The 15,508-nt window shown below is 60.9% G+C and carries 17 protein-coding genes; 4 read left to right on the plus strand and 13 right to left on the minus strand.

The genetic code is table 11. The annotated features are described in order from the left end of the window. The 4 genes from HJB83_RS15385 to HJB83_RS15400 form a co-directional block, all read right to left on the minus strand. The coding region (locus HJB83_RS15385) for an ACT domain-containing protein (protein WP_221132444.1) at nt 1-148 on the minus strand (148 nt) is incomplete at its 3' end. Between the two features lie 217 nt (nt 149-365). After that, nucleotides 366-1,382 (minus strand): acyltransferase, encoded by a 1,017-nt coding sequence (locus tag HJB83_RS15390; protein ID WP_221116640.1) that lies wholly within the window; start codon nt 1,380-1,382, stop codon nt 366-368. A 46-nt stretch (nt 1,383-1,428) separates the two neighbouring features. Next, a complete protein-coding gene (locus tag HJB83_RS15395; RefSeq protein ID WP_221116641.1) occupies nt 1,429-2,709 on the minus strand; it encodes a hypothetical protein in 1,281 nt (426 codons plus the stop codon). A 1-nt stretch (nt 2,710) separates the two neighbouring features. After that, on the minus strand, nt 2,711-3,760 hold the full coding sequence (locus HJB83_RS15400; protein ID WP_221116642.1) for a glycoside hydrolase family 5 protein: 1,050 nt from the start codon (nt 3,758-3,760) through the stop codon (nt 2,711-2,713). Nucleotides 3,761-3,895: 135 nt separating this feature from the next. On the opposite strand from HJB83_RS15400, the gene HJB83_RS15405 reads away from it, so the two are divergent. Together HJB83_RS15405 and HJB83_RS15410 are read left to right on the plus strand one after the other, a co-directional pair. Continuing rightward, on the plus strand, nt 3,896-5,512 hold the full coding sequence (locus HJB83_RS15405) for a GumC family protein (protein ID WP_221116643.1): 1,617 nt from the start codon (nt 3,896-3,898) through the stop codon (nt 5,510-5,512). A 59-nt stretch (nt 5,513-5,571) separates the two neighbouring features. Further along, complete coding sequence (locus HJB83_RS15410; protein WP_221132348.1) at nt 5,572-5,901, plus strand: hypothetical protein; 330 nt, start codon at nt 5,572-5,574, stop codon at nt 5,899-5,901. 359 nt (nt 5,902-6,260) lie between these two features. Here the strand turns inward: HJB83_RS15410 and HJB83_RS15415 are convergent, their stop codons facing one another. From HJB83_RS15415 to rfbF, 8 genes are all read right to left on the minus strand, one after another. Further along, nucleotides 6,261-6,935 (minus strand): GNAT family N-acetyltransferase, encoded by a 675-nt coding sequence (locus tag HJB83_RS15415; protein WP_207582510.1) that lies wholly within the window; start codon nt 6,933-6,935, stop codon nt 6,261-6,263. Nucleotides 6,936-6,959: 24 nt separating this feature from the next. Further along, nucleotides 6,960-7,718 (minus strand): cephalosporin hydroxylase family protein, encoded by a 759-nt coding sequence (locus HJB83_RS15420; RefSeq protein WP_207582511.1) that lies wholly within the window; start codon nt 7,716-7,718, stop codon nt 6,960-6,962. A 32-nt stretch (nt 7,719-7,750) separates the two neighbouring features. Further along, on the minus strand, nt 7,751-8,899 hold the full coding sequence (locus HJB83_RS15425) for a DegT/DnrJ/EryC1/StrS family aminotransferase (protein ID WP_207582512.1): 1,149 nt from the start codon (nt 8,897-8,899) through the stop codon (nt 7,751-7,753). 76 nt (nt 8,900-8,975) lie between these two features. After that, nucleotides 8,976-10,214: a glycosyltransferase family 2 protein gene (locus HJB83_RS15430; RefSeq protein WP_221132349.1), complete on the minus strand. Its 1,239-nt coding sequence runs from the start codon at nt 10,212-10,214 to the stop codon at nt 8,976-8,978. Then, on the minus strand, nt 10,211-10,753 hold the full coding sequence (gene rfbC / locus HJB83_RS15435; protein WP_221132350.1) for a dTDP-4-dehydrorhamnose 3,5-epimerase: 543 nt from the start codon (nt 10,751-10,753) through the stop codon (nt 10,211-10,213). Before rfbC ends, HJB83_RS15430 begins: the two co-directional genes overlap by 4 nt. Beyond that, nucleotides 10,750-11,985, minus strand: coding sequence for a class I SAM-dependent methyltransferase (locus HJB83_RS15440; protein ID WP_221132351.1), 1,236 nt, complete (start codon nt 11,983-11,985; stop codon nt 10,750-10,752). Before HJB83_RS15440 ends, rfbC begins: the two co-directional genes overlap by 4 nt. After that, nucleotides 11,982-13,046 (minus strand): CDP-glucose 4,6-dehydratase, encoded by a 1,065-nt coding sequence (rfbG, locus tag HJB83_RS15445; RefSeq protein WP_207584235.1) that lies wholly within the window; start codon nt 13,044-13,046, stop codon nt 11,982-11,984. The genes HJB83_RS15440 and rfbG overlap by 4 nt, the downstream gene beginning before the upstream one ends. Beyond that, the gene (gene rfbF, locus HJB83_RS15450) at nt 13,037-13,810 is read right to left on the minus strand and encodes a glucose-1-phosphate cytidylyltransferase (RefSeq protein ID WP_207582516.1); all 774 of its coding nucleotides are present in this window, start codon (nt 13,808-13,810) and stop codon (nt 13,037-13,039) included. The genes rfbG and rfbF overlap by 10 nt, the downstream gene beginning before the upstream one ends. Before the next feature lie 349 nt (nt 13,811-14,159). Between rfbF and HJB83_RS15455 the strand changes: the two genes are divergently transcribed. Further along, entirely contained in the window at nt 14,160-14,456 is a 297-nt protein-coding gene (locus HJB83_RS15455; RefSeq protein WP_221132352.1) for a DUF982 domain-containing protein, read from the plus strand. Between the two features lie 349 nt (nt 14,457-14,805). Here HJB83_RS15455 and HJB83_RS34595 read toward each other — a convergent pair whose 3' ends face one another. Continuing rightward, the gene (locus tag HJB83_RS34595; protein ID WP_311044290.1) at nt 14,806-15,096 is read right to left on the minus strand and encodes a poly(hydroxyalkanoate) granule-associated protein; all 291 of its coding nucleotides are present in this window, start codon (nt 15,094-15,096) and stop codon (nt 14,806-14,808) included. On the opposite strand from HJB83_RS34595, the gene HJB83_RS15460 reads away from it, so the two are divergent. Further along, on the plus strand, nt 15,017-15,295 hold the full coding sequence (locus HJB83_RS15460; RefSeq protein ID WP_221132353.1) for a hypothetical protein: 279 nt from the start codon (nt 15,017-15,019) through the stop codon (nt 15,293-15,295). The two genes, HJB83_RS34595 and HJB83_RS15460, sit on opposite strands and share 80 nt — an antisense overlap. Nucleotides 15,296-15,508: the final 213 nt, after the last annotated feature.

The following is a 15,508-nucleotide window of genomic DNA, read 5'->3' on the forward strand; positions in this document are numbered from 1 at the left end:
TGACGCGCATGAAGAACTTGCCGGTATCGAGATCGTCGAACTGCGAGCTGTCGATGATGTTGCAGCCCTTGTCGGCCAGATAACTCGAAATCGCCGCCACGATGCCGCGCGTCGACTTGCAGGATACCGTCAATACATAGCTTCTCATGTCTCTCGCTCTTCCCTCTTCAAGACCGCCGCCGTGCTTAGATCAAAGCCCCGGCGGCGAACAGGCCGGCGCACTTTCATTCATGCGACAAATTGCAAGATGAACCGTCATGTTTCTGCAAGTTCTCTCACGTTGGGCATAGCTTAGGAGAAGTTGCGCGAAAAACTGTGCCGCCAGCGCCGCCGGGATGCGTATTCTCGCCTTCGAGCGCTGAATCTTAGGCCGGCGGGCGGCCTGCCACCGCGACCTTGCGGCGGGGCGTGGTGATTTCGTGGATGAGTGCGCCGCCGATCGACGAGAGCACCAGCGACAGGATCACGAAGAGGACCGGCTGCTTCAGGATGCCGATCGGCAGGCGGTCGGCGGCGACCCTGAGGAAAGCCAACGTGAAGGCGTGGGTGATATAGATGCTGTAGGAGCAGTCGCCGAGATAGTTCAGCCAGCCGATAAAAGGCAGCCTGGAAAAGTCGATGGAGACCGCGCCGTAGACGATGAAGATCGCCGGAATGCCCCAGGCGTAGAACCGGCTTTCCGGCCCCATCAGCGCCTCGTTGATGAAGAGAAATGCGAACCCCAGGGCCAGTGCCGCCCATGCCCAGCGGTTCGGCAGAAGCACCTTTTGCCGGTAGAGCCAGCCGAGCACGACGCCGGCGAGAAACTCCAGGATGATCGGCTCGCCGTAGAACCGGCTGGCCGTCATCTCAGGCAGCAGCCGGCAGACGATCAGGATCATGGCAAAGACGGCCAACATCGCTGGAATCCGGCGGACTTCCGGGAGTGCCAGCAGCAGCGCAAACACGAGGTAGAAGAACATCTCGTAATTCAGCGTCCAGCCCGGCACGACGACGGGGGCGATCGTGCTCGGATCGGCGGCATTGGCCCATGGCAGAAAGAACAGCGAGGCGATGAGATGCGACAGGTCGAACACTGTCGATTTCAGCAATGACGGGGCCGCCAGCGCCACGACGGCCGAAAACAGCGTTGCCAGCCAATAGAGCGGCACGATGCGTTTGATCCGCCGGCGGGCAAAATCGATGGGGCTCATCGCCCGCCCGCTCGTCGTTAGCCACATTACCAAACCGCTGAGCACGAAGAAGATGTCGACGCCGGTCTCGCCATAGACGAAGGCGGTGGCGTCGACGGCGGGGTTGACCTTGGCAAGCTGCAAGATCGCGTGGAAATAGACGACCATCAGCGCAGCGATGGCGCGCAGATATTGAAGCTGGACAAGCATCGAGCGTCTTGCTCCTCGGGCTCGCGCGGGCGCCGTGCCGCTACGGTCAACTCATTACATCTGCCGCACGATCCTGCCGGAGGCGCGGGCTGTCGTGGAAGCGCATATATCCGACGACGAACCACAGGAGACCGGCGATCTTCATCGAGAAAACAGCGGTCCCCCCGATCATCATATTCAGAAAAATGAAAAGAGAAAGTGAATGGGCGCAACGCCGCTGCGCCGCCGTGCGTCCCGCCGGAAAAAGGCAGACAAACAGCCAGAAGGCGATGACGCCGAAGATCGTCGCCGCGTAGATCAGATAAACATAGCCGCTGTCGGCAAATTCGGCGACCCGGTCGACCGAAAGCCCGAGGATGGCGAGAGGATCGAGATCCATGACCTTCTTCATCGTCAGGTTGATGCGGCCGGTGAAATTGTCGCCGGTCGCATTGGGTTTCAGGGTGTAGACGAGGAAACCAGCGGCGACGATCAGCGGCATCAGCGTCAGATTGAAATTCTTCGGGATCTTCGGAAAGACGAAATAGCCGCCGATGCAGGCAAGGCAGAAGATCAGCATCGTGCGCGTATCGTTCGTCACCAGGATCAGTACCGCCGTGCCGATCATGAGCAACCGGTCCCAGCGACCGAGCCTTTCCCACATGGAAATCAGATAGATCGCGATCACGCCGCAGAAATTGGCGAGCGACACCTGTTCGAGGAAGATCGACGACGAGCGGTGGTCGATAATGCCGAAGGAGAAACGCTCGGGAAAGCCGAGCGCGTTCTGGAACAGGCCTGTCGTGTTGTAGCTCAATGGCAGCAGCCCGCGCGTATTGGCGAAATAATCGGACGGATGGACGATGCTGACGTAGAACGGCACGCTGACGATCTCGAAGATCAGGAAGATCATCACGGCAAGGCTCGCCCAGCGAAAGGCGAGCTTCATGGTTTTCTCGTTGCTCCAGCCGCCGAGGCCGGTAAAGCAGAAGATGATCAGCACGTTGCGGAAATGATCGACGAACAGCATGCGGTTCAGCACGCTGACGTAGATCGTCACGACAAGCGTGAACAGCAGGAACAGGAAGGCCGGGAGGTCCGTCTCGTAGATCCCCTTGTGCAGAATGTAGAGGATGGCGCTCGCCATGATCAGCCCCTCGCTGGCGGCGACATGCGTTAACGAGAGCGGCATGATGTTGTGGTTGATGAAGGCGAGAATGCCGTTGTAGAGCACCGACAGCAGGCCGAGCCAGAGCACCGGGTAGTCGATGCGCGACGCTTGACCGGCGGCATTGAGCCGGTTGCCGGCTATGGTGAAACTCGCTGCCTTCTGGTCGAGGATCGCCATGTCAATTCCCCGCCGGCTTGACGGTGACGCAGGCGCCGGCTTTGGCTTTTGCCGAGGCGACGAGAAGCCGCATCTGCGGCCGCTCGGTGCCCTTTCGCGGCTGGACGTTGAACGGTTCGTCGGCCGGCCACCATTCGCCCGCCGCCCAATAGGACCAGCCAAGCCAGGCGTCGCCATTATCAGACATGGTGGAATAGATCTCGGTTAGCCCGCTCATGCAGTCCTTGTCGGTGGAGGCGCCGAATTCGCCGAGAAAGCCGCGCTTATGGTTCTTCTTCAGCCAGGCGGTGACGCCGGCGATCGCCTCGACGGCGGCGCCTGAGCCTTCGCAGGTCGGGTGGGTTCCGGAGGAATCGGCGTCGAGATACTGGTGGACCTCATAGGCGTAGAAGTCGAGCGGATCGCGCACGCCGAGCATGACCGTGCCATTGGCGCCGCCGATCACGTCCGTTTCCCAGCTTGCCGCGCCGCTCCAGGCGGTGCCCGGCACCAGGATGAGGTTGCGGGCGCCGACGGCGCGGATGCTGCGGATCGCCGCATTGGCGGCATCGAGCCAGTCCGTCGCCTTGATGTCGTGCGGTTCGTTCATCAGGCCGAAGAGCACGCCGTCCTGATTGGCGAATTCGACCGCGAGCCTTGCCCAGAAATCACCGAAGGCAGCATCCGTCGCCGGCGCCGTGCCGATCTGCGCCTTGTCGTAATAGCCGAAATTATGCGGGTCGAGCAGCACGGCCATGCCGTGCTTGCGGATCAGCCCGACGGTATCCTTGATCCGCTTGAACTCGTCCTCGTCGAGCCGCCCGCCGAGCGCCGGCTGCAGCCGCTCCCAGCGGAAGGGCAGGCGGATGATCGTCATGCCTTTTTCGGCGAAATAGCCGATCGTGTCTTCGCCGGGATAGGTATAGTTGGTGCCGAAGGTGCCGCCGCGCTCGCCATATTCGCCGCCGGAAAGATTGACGCCGCGAAAACAGGGCGCGTCGGCGGCAAGGGCCGGCGACGGGACGAGAGCGGCCGCAAGCAGCAGCGCCGTCAGATGTCGTCTCGTCCTCATGGCTATCCTCGCAATCGCGGCAAATCGCAACATCGGCGTCGCTGAGATTATTTTAACGGTCCGTTAGCTAAGAATTTCTAAAGTCTCAGCACCTCGGCTTCAGTCTTTCACGCTGGGCGGGACACGAGTGTGCGTATGAACCAGTATGACAGGAACAGGGTAAGCCGGCTCCCTGGCTGGCGCAGTTATGAGTCAACTCAGACTGCGCCGGAAGGCGTGCGCATGCGCAGCCCCGTCGTCCGTCCGGACGATTTCGTGCCGCCGGTGCTCGAACCCGCCGCTCCTGTGCCGCCACAGGCAAGTGTCGCGGCACCCCGCCGGTCCGAGCGCCCGGCGCCTTCGCCCCCGACCGCACCTTTGAAACAGTCAGCCGTGGACGCGCCGTCGAACGCCGTGCCTGTGCCTGCCGCACCGCTTCTCGATCTCCGCTCCAGTGTTGCGGCGATCTGGAGCCGACGGCTGGTCGTCCTTGGTCTGGCGCTGCTCGGCGCCGTTGCCGGCGGGGCGGTGGCGCCGTCCATCGGGCAGAAATTCACCGCCGTCAGCAGCCTCTATTTCGATCCGCGCCAGATCGGCCTTGCCGATGCAGGCGGGCAATCGTCGGGGCCTTCGCCGGAAATGATCTCGACGTTGATCGACAGCCAAGTGCAGATCCTGACTTCGGGCAATGTGCTTCGCCGCGTCGTCGAGACCATGAAGCTTGACCAGGATCCGGAATTCACCGGTGGCCGCACCGATGGCGCCGCCGTGATCGGCGCCCTGCAGAAGGCATTGGTCATCACCCGTCAGGCCAGCACCTATGTTGTTTCGCTTGCCGCGACGACCAATGATCCCGAAAAATCCGCAAGGCTCGCCAACCAGGTCGTCACCTCCTTCACTGAGGAGGAGAACAGCGCCTCGAACGGCATCTACGAAAACACCTCCTCGACGCTCGACGGACGTCTCGACGATCTGCGCCAGAAGGTACTGGAGGCCGAGCAGGCTGTCGAAACCTTCCGCGCCGACAACGACATGGTCGCCACCGAAGGCAATCTGATCTCCGATCAGCGGCTCGTCTCGCTGAACACGCTGCTGGTGACGGCACAGGAAAAGACCATTCAGGCGAAGGCCCGCGCCGATGCCGTCGCCAATCTCCGCGTCGAAGACATCGTCGCCGGCAACCAGGCGGAGGGTGGCGTCACCTCGCCGCTGGTCAGCCTGCGCCAGCAATATGCCACCCAGGCCGCCGCCGTCGGCAGCCTCGAAAGCCAGATGGGCACGCGCCATCCGCGCCTGCAGGCGGCCCGCTCCTCCCTGCAAAGCATTGCCGGTGAAATCAAGGGTGAATTGCAGCGTCTCGCCACGTCCGCCAAGGGTGAGTACGAGCAGGCCAAGGCCGCCGAGGACAGCATCGCCAAGGAACTTGCCGTGCAGAAGGCGCTGCAGGCGAGCACCTCGGACAAGCAGGTGGAATTGAATGAATTGCAGCGCAAGGCGACGGCGGCGCGCGATATCTATGAGACGGTGCTGAAGCGCTCCAGCCAGACGAACGAGGAGCAGAACCTCAACCAGAGTAACATTCGCGTCATCTCGCCGGCCGAGCCGCCGGTCAAGGCCGATGGCCCAGGAAAGAAGATCCTGCTGGTCGCCGGCGTCATCGGCGGTCTTCTCGCCGGTTTCGTCGCCGGCGCGGCCTTTGCGATCCTTGCCGGCCTCTTCGGCCATCCCGTTATCAGAAGTTATTTCAGGAAATCGCCCGCGACCGCCGCTTGATGACGGTCTCCGGTTTTCCTACATCCTGTGAGTGCCCTATTGCCGGCAGGAGAATTGCCATGCGGCTCATGATGCTTCTGATGTCGCTCGTTGCCGTGTCCGGCCTGGCGCCCACGTCCGCCTCTGCCGTCGACTGGACGAAATCGGTCGATTCCAACGTTCAGCCCCTCTATCCCTACAAGGGTCTGCCCGGCGTCAAGGCGCAGCCGGACAAGAAGGAGGAAGAATCCTATAATTGCCGCACCGAAACCGTCCAGATCCGCCGCCGTTACGACGAAATCTTCCGCTCGGGCGGCATGCCGACGCTGATGTATGTCTGCGAACGCGACGGCTTCATCTCGATGGACGACAAGGTTCCGCTACGCGGCCACTATCAGCCGGTGCGATAGAGCCTTTCCTGATCAGATTGAAGCATTCTGTTGGCTCAAACGGAGTCGGATGCTCGACCGGCCGGCGCGCGTCGTAGCCGAGCTCTACGGCCAAGCCGGCCGGTCGAGCAGGCGGCCCGTTTCAGCCAACCCTGCCGCAGATTTGCCTGGCAAATCTGCAAGACTTGGAAATCGCCGGACGCACTTATCGCTTTGCCATAGCGAAGCGGTGCGGCCGGTGGGCCGGACATCTTTCCGCCAGGATCAGAGGCGATCGGCTCGGATGTACCTGGGGTATGCCCATCGCCAATCGCCTCTGCCCTGACGAAAGCCTGCTCCGGCAGAGTGCTTCAATCTGACCAGGAAAGGCTCTAGGCGCTTCAGCCGGTCAGCAAAGCCGCTGAATGCGCCTGTCGGAAACGTTCGATCGGAAATTCCATCCTCAGATAGTCGAAGCCGGCATTTGCTTCTGGTCGATCAACGACCGAATATTTGACCATGTCCTCTTCCTCGATGCGCCGCAGCGGCAGGCTTTCGGCTGCCGAAAAGCCCAGCCGTTTGTAGAGGCCGATCGCTTTTTCATTGTGGGAGAAGACGTGCAACTCGGCCGTTTCGGCCCCAAGCCCGGCGAACGTCCACTCCAGCATTGTCATGCCGCAATGGAACATCAAATTGCGGATATCGCTCGCCCGGCCGCGGATGACATTGTCGAATTCGGCCGAGCCGGGCCGGATGTTGCAGACGCCGAAATTGCCCAACCGGTTTCCGCCGGGATCGCAAATGACGAATAGGATTCGGTCATGGGCGGGCAGCGAGATGCTTTCGAGCCACCGCCGCGTACGTTCCTTGCTGGCGCTAAACTGGGTGAGGAAAAACGGCATCGACTGGTTGCGCCACGTCGTCAGGTCGTCGATCAGGCCAGGCTCGTCGAGCATCGATCTGTCGATGCATTGCAGGTCGCCCACATGCCTGCCGCTATCGTCCCTGATCGGAAGTCGGAGCCGTCGTGCCGGATCCGCATTGTCCTTGAGGTTGACGATATCCACCTGCGCCATGAACGGCTATCCCTGATTGTCCGCTCACGCCTTGCGGCAGATGCAGTAGCCGCCCGGCGACGAAGACAGCACGAGCTTGCCGTTCAGGACCGGATCGACTTCGAAGCGGTCGGTTTCCGCCAGATAATCGGTGACTGCCTTCAGCGGCTCATTGCCGCGCAGCCAAATCTGGGAGCGCTTCGTGAAGGCCTGCTCCTCGGTCAAGTGGCCGATGAGCGTGTCGGCGACGACGAGGTAGCAGCCTTCCGTCACCAGCGGACCGTAGGCTCGGCATTCCGCCAGAACATGCTCGTAGGAATGGTCGCTGTCGAGCACAACCATGACGCGGGCGCCCGGCGGGATCTCGGCCTTCACGGCGGCAAGCACGTCGTCGTCGACGGAACCGCCCTGGATCATCTTGATCCGGCTCGACATCGGATGGGATTCGATCGACTCGCGATTATGGGCGCGGATGTCGATGTCGACCCCGACAACTTTGGCCTTGTCATTGCCCGTGGCGGCGAGGATCGACGCCATGAAGATCAGCGAGCCGCCGCGCGCGATGCCCGTTTCGATGATGACATCGGGTTTGGTCGCCCAGATGACTTCCTGTGTCGCCAGGATATCGACCGGAAGCTGGATGATCGGCACGCCCATCCATGACCAGAGATAGAAGTAGTCGAACTTGTCGAGCCCGATCAGCGTGTTCAGCGACTGTTGGAAACTTGCCTCGTCCTTGCCGAGCGCAAGCGACATCTCCCGCCTGTGGGCTTCGAATTCGAGACGATCGTCCTTCGTGGTCATGACTGTTCTTTGTCCTTCGCTGTAGGGCTGCCTTAGACCGACTGCCGCAATGCCGTGCTGTTATGGTAGATCCGCCCGGCCGCCACATCGAGCAGCGTTGCCGCCACCCGGTCGATATCGGCTTCGCTCATGTCGTGATAGCTGGGCAGGTTGATCGCGCGGCCCGGAATGCTCCAGGCGTTGACGTTCTCGGGCCGGTCATCGAACATGGAGAGGCTGGAGAGGGGATGGAAGAAGACGCGCGCGTCGATATTGGCGGTCTCGAAGGCCTGCTGCATCATCTCGCGGACAATACCCGTCGACCGATGAAAGACCGCGGTCGGCATCCACGCGCCGTTAATCGTGCCGCTATATTCCGGGTTCATCGAGATGCCCGGCAGGGCGGAAAGCCGGACCATGTAAGCGGCGAGGATTTCCCGCTTGCGGGCGACGAGTTCTTCGATGCGCTCGAGCTGTGCGCAGCCGATGGCCGCCTGGATGTTGGACATTTTGTATTTGAAGCCGATTTCGTCGGGCCAGAACTGCTTGGTCTGGCCGCGCGCGCGGCCGTGGTTGCTGAGCGTCAGCACCCGTTCGTAAAGCGCGGCGTCGTTGGTGACGAACATGCCGCCTTCGCCCGTCGTCAACGTTTTCGTGCCGTGGAAGGAGAAGGTGCCGAAGGCGCCCATCGAGCCGGCGCGGCGGCCATTCCAAACGGAGCCGATCGCTTCCGCCGCATCCTCGATCACTGGGATGCCGGTGCGCTTGCCGATCTCGAGCAGCGCATCCATGTCGCAAAGATTGCCGTAGATGTGGGTTGCGATGATCGCCTTGGTCTTCGAGGTGATGTGCCGCTCGACCTCGTCTGGATCGATGCACCAGGAGTCCGGCAGCACGTCGACGAAAACCGGCTTGGCGCCGAGGTGGACGATCGGCGAGACGGTGGCGACCCAGTTGGTGTCAGCGAGGATCACTTCGTCGCCTTCGCCGACACCGAGCGCGGCCAGGCCCATGTGCATGGCGCCGGTGCAGCTCGATGTAGCGATGGCGAAGTCGCTACCGAGATGGGTCTTGAAGTCGCGTTCGAAGCGGTTGATGTAGTCGTAGCAGCGTGCGCCCCAGCCGGTCGCTGCCGCGTCCGTGGCATAATCGATTTCAAGCTGGGTGATGGAAGGCTTGGTGTAGAAGATCCTGTTTGTCATGCCGCTAATTTCTGTTGAATTGAAATCGAGACGCGGGCGCCCGCCACGACGCTAGCTTTTGAAACTGGCGCGAGGCTCACATGATGATGTGCCGGGCGACATCGTGCTCGTGGAACACCAGATTGGGCAGGTAGCCGAGTGCTACGAAATATTCCCGGTCGCTGTCGACGTTGATGAAGACGGCAGTGCTTTCCAGTGGGCTGTCGCTGATTTCCACCGTAACCTTCACCTTTTCGTTGAGGCCGAGTTCGCGCATCAGGCCTTCGAGTGCGGTGATTTCCGAGAAGCCGCCGAGAAGCAACGTGTCGATGCCGATTGCCGAATTCACTTCGCTCACCAGCGTCTGGATGGCGACCATCAGAGGCAGCCCTTCGCGGAAGGGGCGAATTTCCGGGTGGTCGAGCATCCCGCCCCACATGATGCGGGTATAGAGCTCATAGGCCTTGATGAAATTCTTGCGCGCGGCCCAGAAGCGGAAGGCGACCGCCATGCGGTTGAGCGTGAAGATCTTGCACATCTCTTCATACTTGAGACGTGACTCGGGCGTCAGGATCACCGCCCCGCGCCTGGCGCCCGTATAGAGGAAATATTCAAGTCCGCCGCGATAACGATCCCAGCTCGTCATGACGTCATTGGCGCCTTCCTGTGGACGGTCACGAACGATCGCCGAATTGGCGATGGAGCGATAGAACGGCCGCTGCAGGAAGGCGACCGCGCCTTGATCGAGGAAATGCGCAAGGAACGGGAACGGGTAGAAGCAGATGTCCCGCGGGATCCAGGCCGACCGCAGGGCCGACGCGCGGTAGATCGCGATTTCCGGAAAGATGTGGCGTTCGAAGATATACTGAAAGACGTCGCCGAAGCTGCCGCGCGGAAACTTCCGATCCTCCTCGACATTGTAGAACTTGGTGATGTCGTTTTTGGCGACTTCGTCATAGAGGAACCAGGGCGCATGGGCGCAGGTCACATCCTGGTTCTCATCGAGATATTTGACGGTGTTGGCCACCGCATCGGCAATCAGGATGTCGTCGTCGGCGAGATAGACGACGTATTCGCCCCTGCCGAGGCGAAGAGCGCTCGTGACGTTGGCGTTAGCGCCCGCATTGACCTCACGCTTGTAATAGCGGATCGGCAATCCGTGCCCGATGAACTCCTCGACAACTTGCTGGGTGTGATCAGTGGAGGCATTGTCACAGATGACGATCTCGAAGGGAAAATCGAATTTATAGTTGTTCCGGCAATAGGTCAGCGCGTTTCTGAGGTAGGCCTCGCGATTGTACGTCGGGATGCAGATGCTGAGTTTGATGCCGCTCAAAGGCTTGTCTCCTGGCCGTAGCTCTCAAGCGCGGCGTCGCGCTCGCTGATGATGCTCGGCATGAACGGCCAGGCGATGGAAAAGGCGGGATCATCCCAGCGGACCCCGCGGGCAAGTTCCGGTACGTAGGTTTGCGACATCTGGTAGAAGAGCTCGCAGTCGTCCTCGAGGGTCAGGAAGCCGTGCGCGCATCCGACAGGTATGTAGAAGGCATTGTGACTGATGGCATCGAGCTCGACGGAGGCCCACTTGAGATAGCTCGGCGAATCCGGCCTGAGATCAAGTGCCACGTCGAAGACCCTGCCGCGCGTGGCGCGCACCAGCTTCGCCTCCGGCCGCGGCTGCGCCTGGTAATGCATGCCGCGCAGCGTCCCGCGCATGTGGTTCTGGGAGACGTTGCACTGCGGGTAGACGGGCACCAGACCCCGCGCCGCGAAGGTCTGTGCGTCGAAGGTTCGTGCGAACATTCCCCGGTCGTCGGAGCGCGCGTCGACTTCCACGACAAAGGCGCCCGAAACCGCCGTCGGAAGGAATTTCATCCGAGCACCGTCAGTTCCGGCACGGCGACGGCAAAGCGTCCACCCCAGGCTCCGACCCTGCTGTTGGCCGCAACGACTTCGTTCTTGATGTTCCAGGGCAGGATGAGAATGTAGTCCGGCCGCGTCTCGTCGATCTTCTCAGGCGCATAGATCGGCAACTTGCTTCCCGGCAGGAAGTGTCCCTGCTTGTGCGGATTACGATCGACCACGTAGTCGATCAGGTCGGTGCCGACACCGCAGAAATTCAGCAGCGTATTGCCCTTGGCTGCAGCGCCATAGGCAGCGACCGTCTTGCCGTTGCGCTTGGCCTCGTTGAGGAAGGCGAGCAGCCCGTCCTTGATCGGCGCGACGCGGTTCTGGAAGGCCTCGTAGATCTCGACCTTGTCGAAGCCGGCAGCCGCCTCAGCGGCGCGGACTTTGGCTAGGCCGTGACCGATTGCGTGAACCGTGGATGTTGCACGGCAGGCAAGCACGCGGAGGCTGCCGCCATGGGTCGGCAGTTCCTCTACGTCGAATACATTGAGGCCGTGCGCGGCGAAGACTTTTTCGACGGCGAGCAGCGAAAGATAGTAGAAATGCTCGTGGTAGACCGTGTCGAACTGGATGTTTTCCATCAGCCGCAGCAGATGCGGGAATTCAACGCTGACAACGCCATCCGGCTTCAGAACGGCAGAGAGCCCGCCGACGAAGTCGTTGATATCAGGCACGTGGGCCAGCACGTTGTTGCCGATGACGATGTCGGCGGCAAGGCCGCGGGAGACGAGGTCGGCAGCGGTTTCCTTGCCGAAGAAGCGCGCTTCCGTAGGAACGCCGATCTGCCGCGCCACCTCCGCGACGTTCTCAGCCGGCTCGATGCCGAGCACCGGCACGCCGGCCTCGACGAAATGTTTGAGAAGATAGCCGTCATTGCTCGCCACTTCGATGACCTGCGACGCCGCGGTAAGGCCGAAACGTTCGCGGGCCATGATGGTAAACTGGCGGGCATGCTCCACCCAGCCGTCGCTGTAGGAGGAGAAGTAGGCATAGTGGCTGAAGATGTCTTCCGGCGGGACGAAAGCATCGGCCTGCACCAGCCAGCATTCGGAACAGACGAAGGCGCGCAGCGGATAGGATGGCTCCGGCTGCTCGAGTTGCTCTTCCGTCAGATAGGCATTGGCGAGCGGCGTCGAGCCGAGGTCGACGAAACGATGCTTCAACGGAGCATCGCAAAACCGGCAATTGTGCGCTGTCATGATACTGCTTCCTCATATGCCGCGATCTGGCCGAGCGAGAAGGCGCGCATGTCTTCGCCCTCGCGGTTGGCTTTGTACCAGGCGGCAGTCCAGTCGATGGTCTGTTGCAGGCTCAGCCGCGGGCGCCAGCCGATGGTGTCGAGCGCGAGCGCCGAGCTCAGGGTCAGCGCCGGCGCTTCGGGCAGATGTTCCCCCGGCGCCAGCCGCCACACGTCTTCGACGCGATGCGCACGCCCGAGCGCCTCGGCAAGTTCGGAAACAGTGGCGAAGCTTTCGGGATGCGGGCCGAAATTCAACGCATTCGGCAGATCCTTGACGCGTTCCTCGGTCAGCGCTTTCGCGAAGCCGAGATAACCGCCAAGCGGCTCCAGTACGTGCTGCCAGGGGCGGATCGCCGCGGGATAACGCAGCATGATCGGCTGGTTGCTTTCGAAGGCGCGGATGAAATCCGGGATCAGCCGATCCCTGGACCAGTCGCCGCCGCCGATGACATTACCGGCGCGCACCGTGGCGAGCCTGAGATCTCGGCCATTGAAAAAACTGTCGCGGTAGCTCTGGCAGATGAGTTCGGTACAGGCTTTGGAATTGCTGTAAGGATCCTTGCCTCCGAGCGTATCGGTCTCGACGAAGGGGATGCCGCTGCCATTATTGGCGTAGACCTTGTCCGAGGTGATGACCAGCACTGTTTTGACGGAGGGCGTCTGCCTGACTGCGTCGAGAACATTTGCCGTTCCCATGACATTGGTCGAGAAGGTCTCGGCCGGGTTCTCATAGGAACGCCGCACCAGCGCCTGCGCCGCCATATGGATGACGATCTCCGGCTCGAAACGCCTGGAGAGAGAAAGAAGCGCCTCGGCGTCGCGGATATCGACGATGTGATGGCCGCGATCGTCCCAGGGAGCGAGTTTCCGATAGAGTGACGGTTCGGTCTCAGGCGCCAGGGAAACCGCGCTCACCTCAGCGCCGAGCCGTTCCAGCCACAGGGAAAGCCAGGAACCCTTGAAGCCGGTATGGCCGGTGAGGAAAACCCGCCGCCCTTTCCAGAAATCGGTCAGGCCCATTGCTTCCACGGCGCCTTCCCGGAATTCCAGAGTTCTTCCAGATGGGTGCGCTCGCGAAGCGTATCCATCGGCTGCCAGAAGCCGTCATGCTTGAAGGCGGCAAGCTGGTTGTTGGCGGCAAGCCATTCCAGCGGTCCGGCTTCCCAAATCGTGTCGTCGCTTGGGATGAGATCGACCACCGAAGGGTCGAGCACGAAGAAGCCGCCATTGATACGCTGGCCGTCGCCTCGAGGTTTCTCGACGAAGGAGGTGATGAACTGGCCTTCGATATTCGTGGCGCCGTAGCGTCCGGGCGGGGTTACCGCGCACATCGTCGCCTTCAGGCCGTGATCGCGATGGAAGGCGACTTCGGCGGCGATGTCGATGTCGCCGACACCGTCGCCATAAGTCATGCAGAAGGGTTCGCCTGGTGTCAGATGGTCGCGAATGCGCCCGAGACGGCCGCCGGTCATCGAATGCATGCCGGTATCGACCACGGTCACGCGCCAGTTCGGTCGTTTACCGCCGTGATAGTTGATACTGTTGGCGCCGAGGTCGACGGTGATGTCGCTGTGGTGCAGAACAAGGTTTACGAAATATTCCTTGATCATATAGCCCTTGTAGCCGGCGCAGATGATGAAATCATCGAGCCCGTGATGGGCATAGATGTTCATGATGTGCCAGAGGATCGGCATGCCGCCGATCTCGACCAGGGGCTTAGGCCGGACGCTGGTCTCTTCGGCGAGGCGCGAACCCAGACCACCGGCGAGAATTACGACTTTCATCCCGAGCGAACTCCAGAGTGTTTAGAAACAATTATGGTTTCCGGCCTGCCCGGCGAGGCAGTCCGGCATGCGGGGCGCTCACAGGCGGCACGGCCGTATGCCCATCCTGGTCCCGGTATCCGATTTCGTTCTTGTGCGAGGCTTGCGGGGGTGTCGGACGAGGCGGCCGCGCTTTCGGCAGGCCATGCGTTGAGCAATGAAACAGCCCCGCTTGGCCGCACTCGTCACGCATCCATTGCCGAGGCCGTCGATAGAAAACGGCTCTATCGGGCAACGATAGCGCCTCCCGCCTTCCCCGGCACGCTTTTTGCATTGTTACTAATATTCTAACTCTTGGGGAGAAAATGCCATGCAATGGAACACATCGGCGGATTTTGCGCCTCTTGTTCTCTTTCTCGGCGACCGGCACAAGCGCAAGATCGTCAGGACGCTCCACGACGCAGCCGAAGTTCTGATGGTGGACTGGCCGTTTGAGGATGGAGAGGAGTACGTGGCGGCGGTGAAGGCTTGCGCCGATGCCGTCATGGGGCAAGCGGGAATGGACCGACTCAGAGAATTGCTTCTGAGCGCCGCCAGAGAAGCCGGCATGGGGGTTCTGACCGTTATTCCAGACAGCAGGAAGACGACGACCGAAATGGCCGCGTGAAGGCCATCAACCACGCCATCACGCGCCGGCCAAAGCGGCGCTGACGCATGAGATGCACATGCTGCGAACCACCCGATAAGGGAAAGCTCTGCTGATGGCTCCCGCAGGATACCGGTCCGCCGGCCGCTTACTGTCGACAGATGCACACGTCGTCACGAAAAAACCTCACTTCGGAATCCCGAAATTCCCCCGCTTCGGGATTCCGAAATCCGCCGGGTTTTGGGTGAGGTCATCGTGGGAAAACATTCAATGATTTCAAGACAGCAACCAATTTCGGGATTCCGAAGTGCTATATAGATTATGGGAGGAGGTCCCGGGATCGCCGCCAATTCTTGTCCCGAAGAGACGGTTAGGCCTCAAGATCAAGCTGGAGTGGAGTGCTGGCTGCTTCGGCGACTTTAGCCTTCCGATTTTTTGCCGCACGGCGTGGTGGCTTTGTGATCTTTGGCAAAGTGTCGGAGCCGAACTCGTCTGACTCGGAGCCGACCAGCAGCGGATAGGCAGCAAGCGCCGCACCGGCCGAGGATACATCAACGACCTGGTTGGGCGGAGGCATTTCAATGGCCAGCTTGGCGGCTGGCGCCGCGCGCGCCTTTGAAGGCTCAGGGGCGCTGGCTACGGATGTGGCGTATCGGATCATCACAAGGCTCCATTTTGTTCGCTTTATGTTCCATTCGGCAATGAACAAGTCAATGGCGGCTGGCTATCGGCGACCGGAATACGCGTTAATATGGATTTTGAAAGTCCGTGGAATTGAGCAGGCAAGCCTTGAACGCATTGCTGCTGGCCTGTTTCCACAGGCACAAATGCGTAAATTTTGGATAGGCTTAACTCCTTGATCCGGTAGTGATCAAGAATGGAATGGTGCCCAGAAGAGGACGGGACAATAGAACTTTTTCGTCGTTGATTTCATTGGCAAAAGGCGCGTTTCCGTTGTGGGGCTGTGTGGCATGTTTGTGTGGCAGTTTGGACGTGGTATCAATACGCAACATGCCGGTGCGGAACGCGACGCGTGCAATAGCAGAATCAAGTGATTACGCGGTCTCTTAAGC

The sequence above is a fragment of the Rhizobium sp. NZLR11 genome (assembly GCF_019685115.1).
GTDB lineage: Bacteria > Pseudomonadota > Alphaproteobacteria > Rhizobiales > Rhizobiaceae > Rhizobium.

What these genes read in the sequence shown, in the direction of transcription:
- rfbF (WP_207582516.1), bottom strand. Translation starts at nt 13,810, where the DNA reads ATGAAAGTCGTAATTCTCGCCGGTGGTCTGGGTTCGCGCCTCGCCGAA.
- HJB83_RS15410 (WP_221132348.1), top strand. Translation starts at nt 5,572, where the DNA reads ATGCGGCTCATGATGCTTCTGATGTCGCTCGTTGCCGTGTCCGGCCTG.
- HJB83_RS15455 (WP_221132352.1), top strand. Translation starts at nt 14,160, where the DNA reads ATGCAATGGAACACATCGGCGGATTTTGCGCCTCTTGTTCTCTTTCTC.
- HJB83_RS15400 (WP_221116642.1), bottom strand. Translation starts at nt 3,760, where the DNA reads ATGAGGACGAGACGACATCTGACGGCGCTGCTGCTTGCGGCCGCTCTC.
- HJB83_RS15395 (WP_221116641.1), bottom strand. Translation starts at nt 2,709, where the DNA reads ATGGCGATCCTCGACCAGAAGGCAGCGAGTTTCACCATAGCCGGCAAC.
- rfbC (WP_221132350.1), bottom strand. Translation starts at nt 10,753, where the DNA reads ATGAAATTCCTTCCGACGGCGGTTTCGGGCGCCTTTGTCGTGGAAGTC.
- HJB83_RS15405 (WP_221116643.1), top strand. Translation starts at nt 3,896, where the DNA reads ATGAACCAGTATGACAGGAACAGGGTAAGCCGGCTCCCTGGCTGGCGC.
- HJB83_RS15425 (WP_207582512.1), bottom strand. Translation starts at nt 8,899, where the DNA reads ATGACAAACAGGATCTTCTACACCAAGCCTTCCATCACCCAGCTTGAA.
- HJB83_RS15440 (WP_221132351.1), bottom strand. Translation starts at nt 11,985, where the DNA reads ATGACAGCGCACAATTGCCGGTTTTGCGATGCTCCGTTGAAGCATCGT.
- HJB83_RS15460 (WP_221132353.1), top strand. Translation starts at nt 15,017, where the DNA reads ATGGCCAGCTTGGCGGCTGGCGCCGCGCGCGCCTTTGAAGGCTCAGGG.
- HJB83_RS34595 (WP_311044290.1), bottom strand. Translation starts at nt 15,096, where the DNA reads ATGATCCGATACGCCACATCCGTAGCCAGCGCCCCTGAGCCTTCAAAG.
- rfbG (WP_207584235.1), bottom strand. Translation starts at nt 13,046, where the DNA reads ATGGGCCTGACCGATTTCTGGAAAGGGCGGCGGGTTTTCCTCACCGGC.
- HJB83_RS15390 (WP_221116640.1), bottom strand. Translation starts at nt 1,382, where the DNA reads ATGCTTGTCCAGCTTCAATATCTGCGCGCCATCGCTGCGCTGATGGTC.
- HJB83_RS15420 (WP_207582511.1), bottom strand. Translation starts at nt 7,718, where the DNA reads ATGACCACGAAGGACGATCGTCTCGAATTCGAAGCCCACAGGCGGGAG.
- HJB83_RS15415 (WP_207582510.1), bottom strand. Translation starts at nt 6,935, where the DNA reads ATGGCGCAGGTGGATATCGTCAACCTCAAGGACAATGCGGATCCGGCA.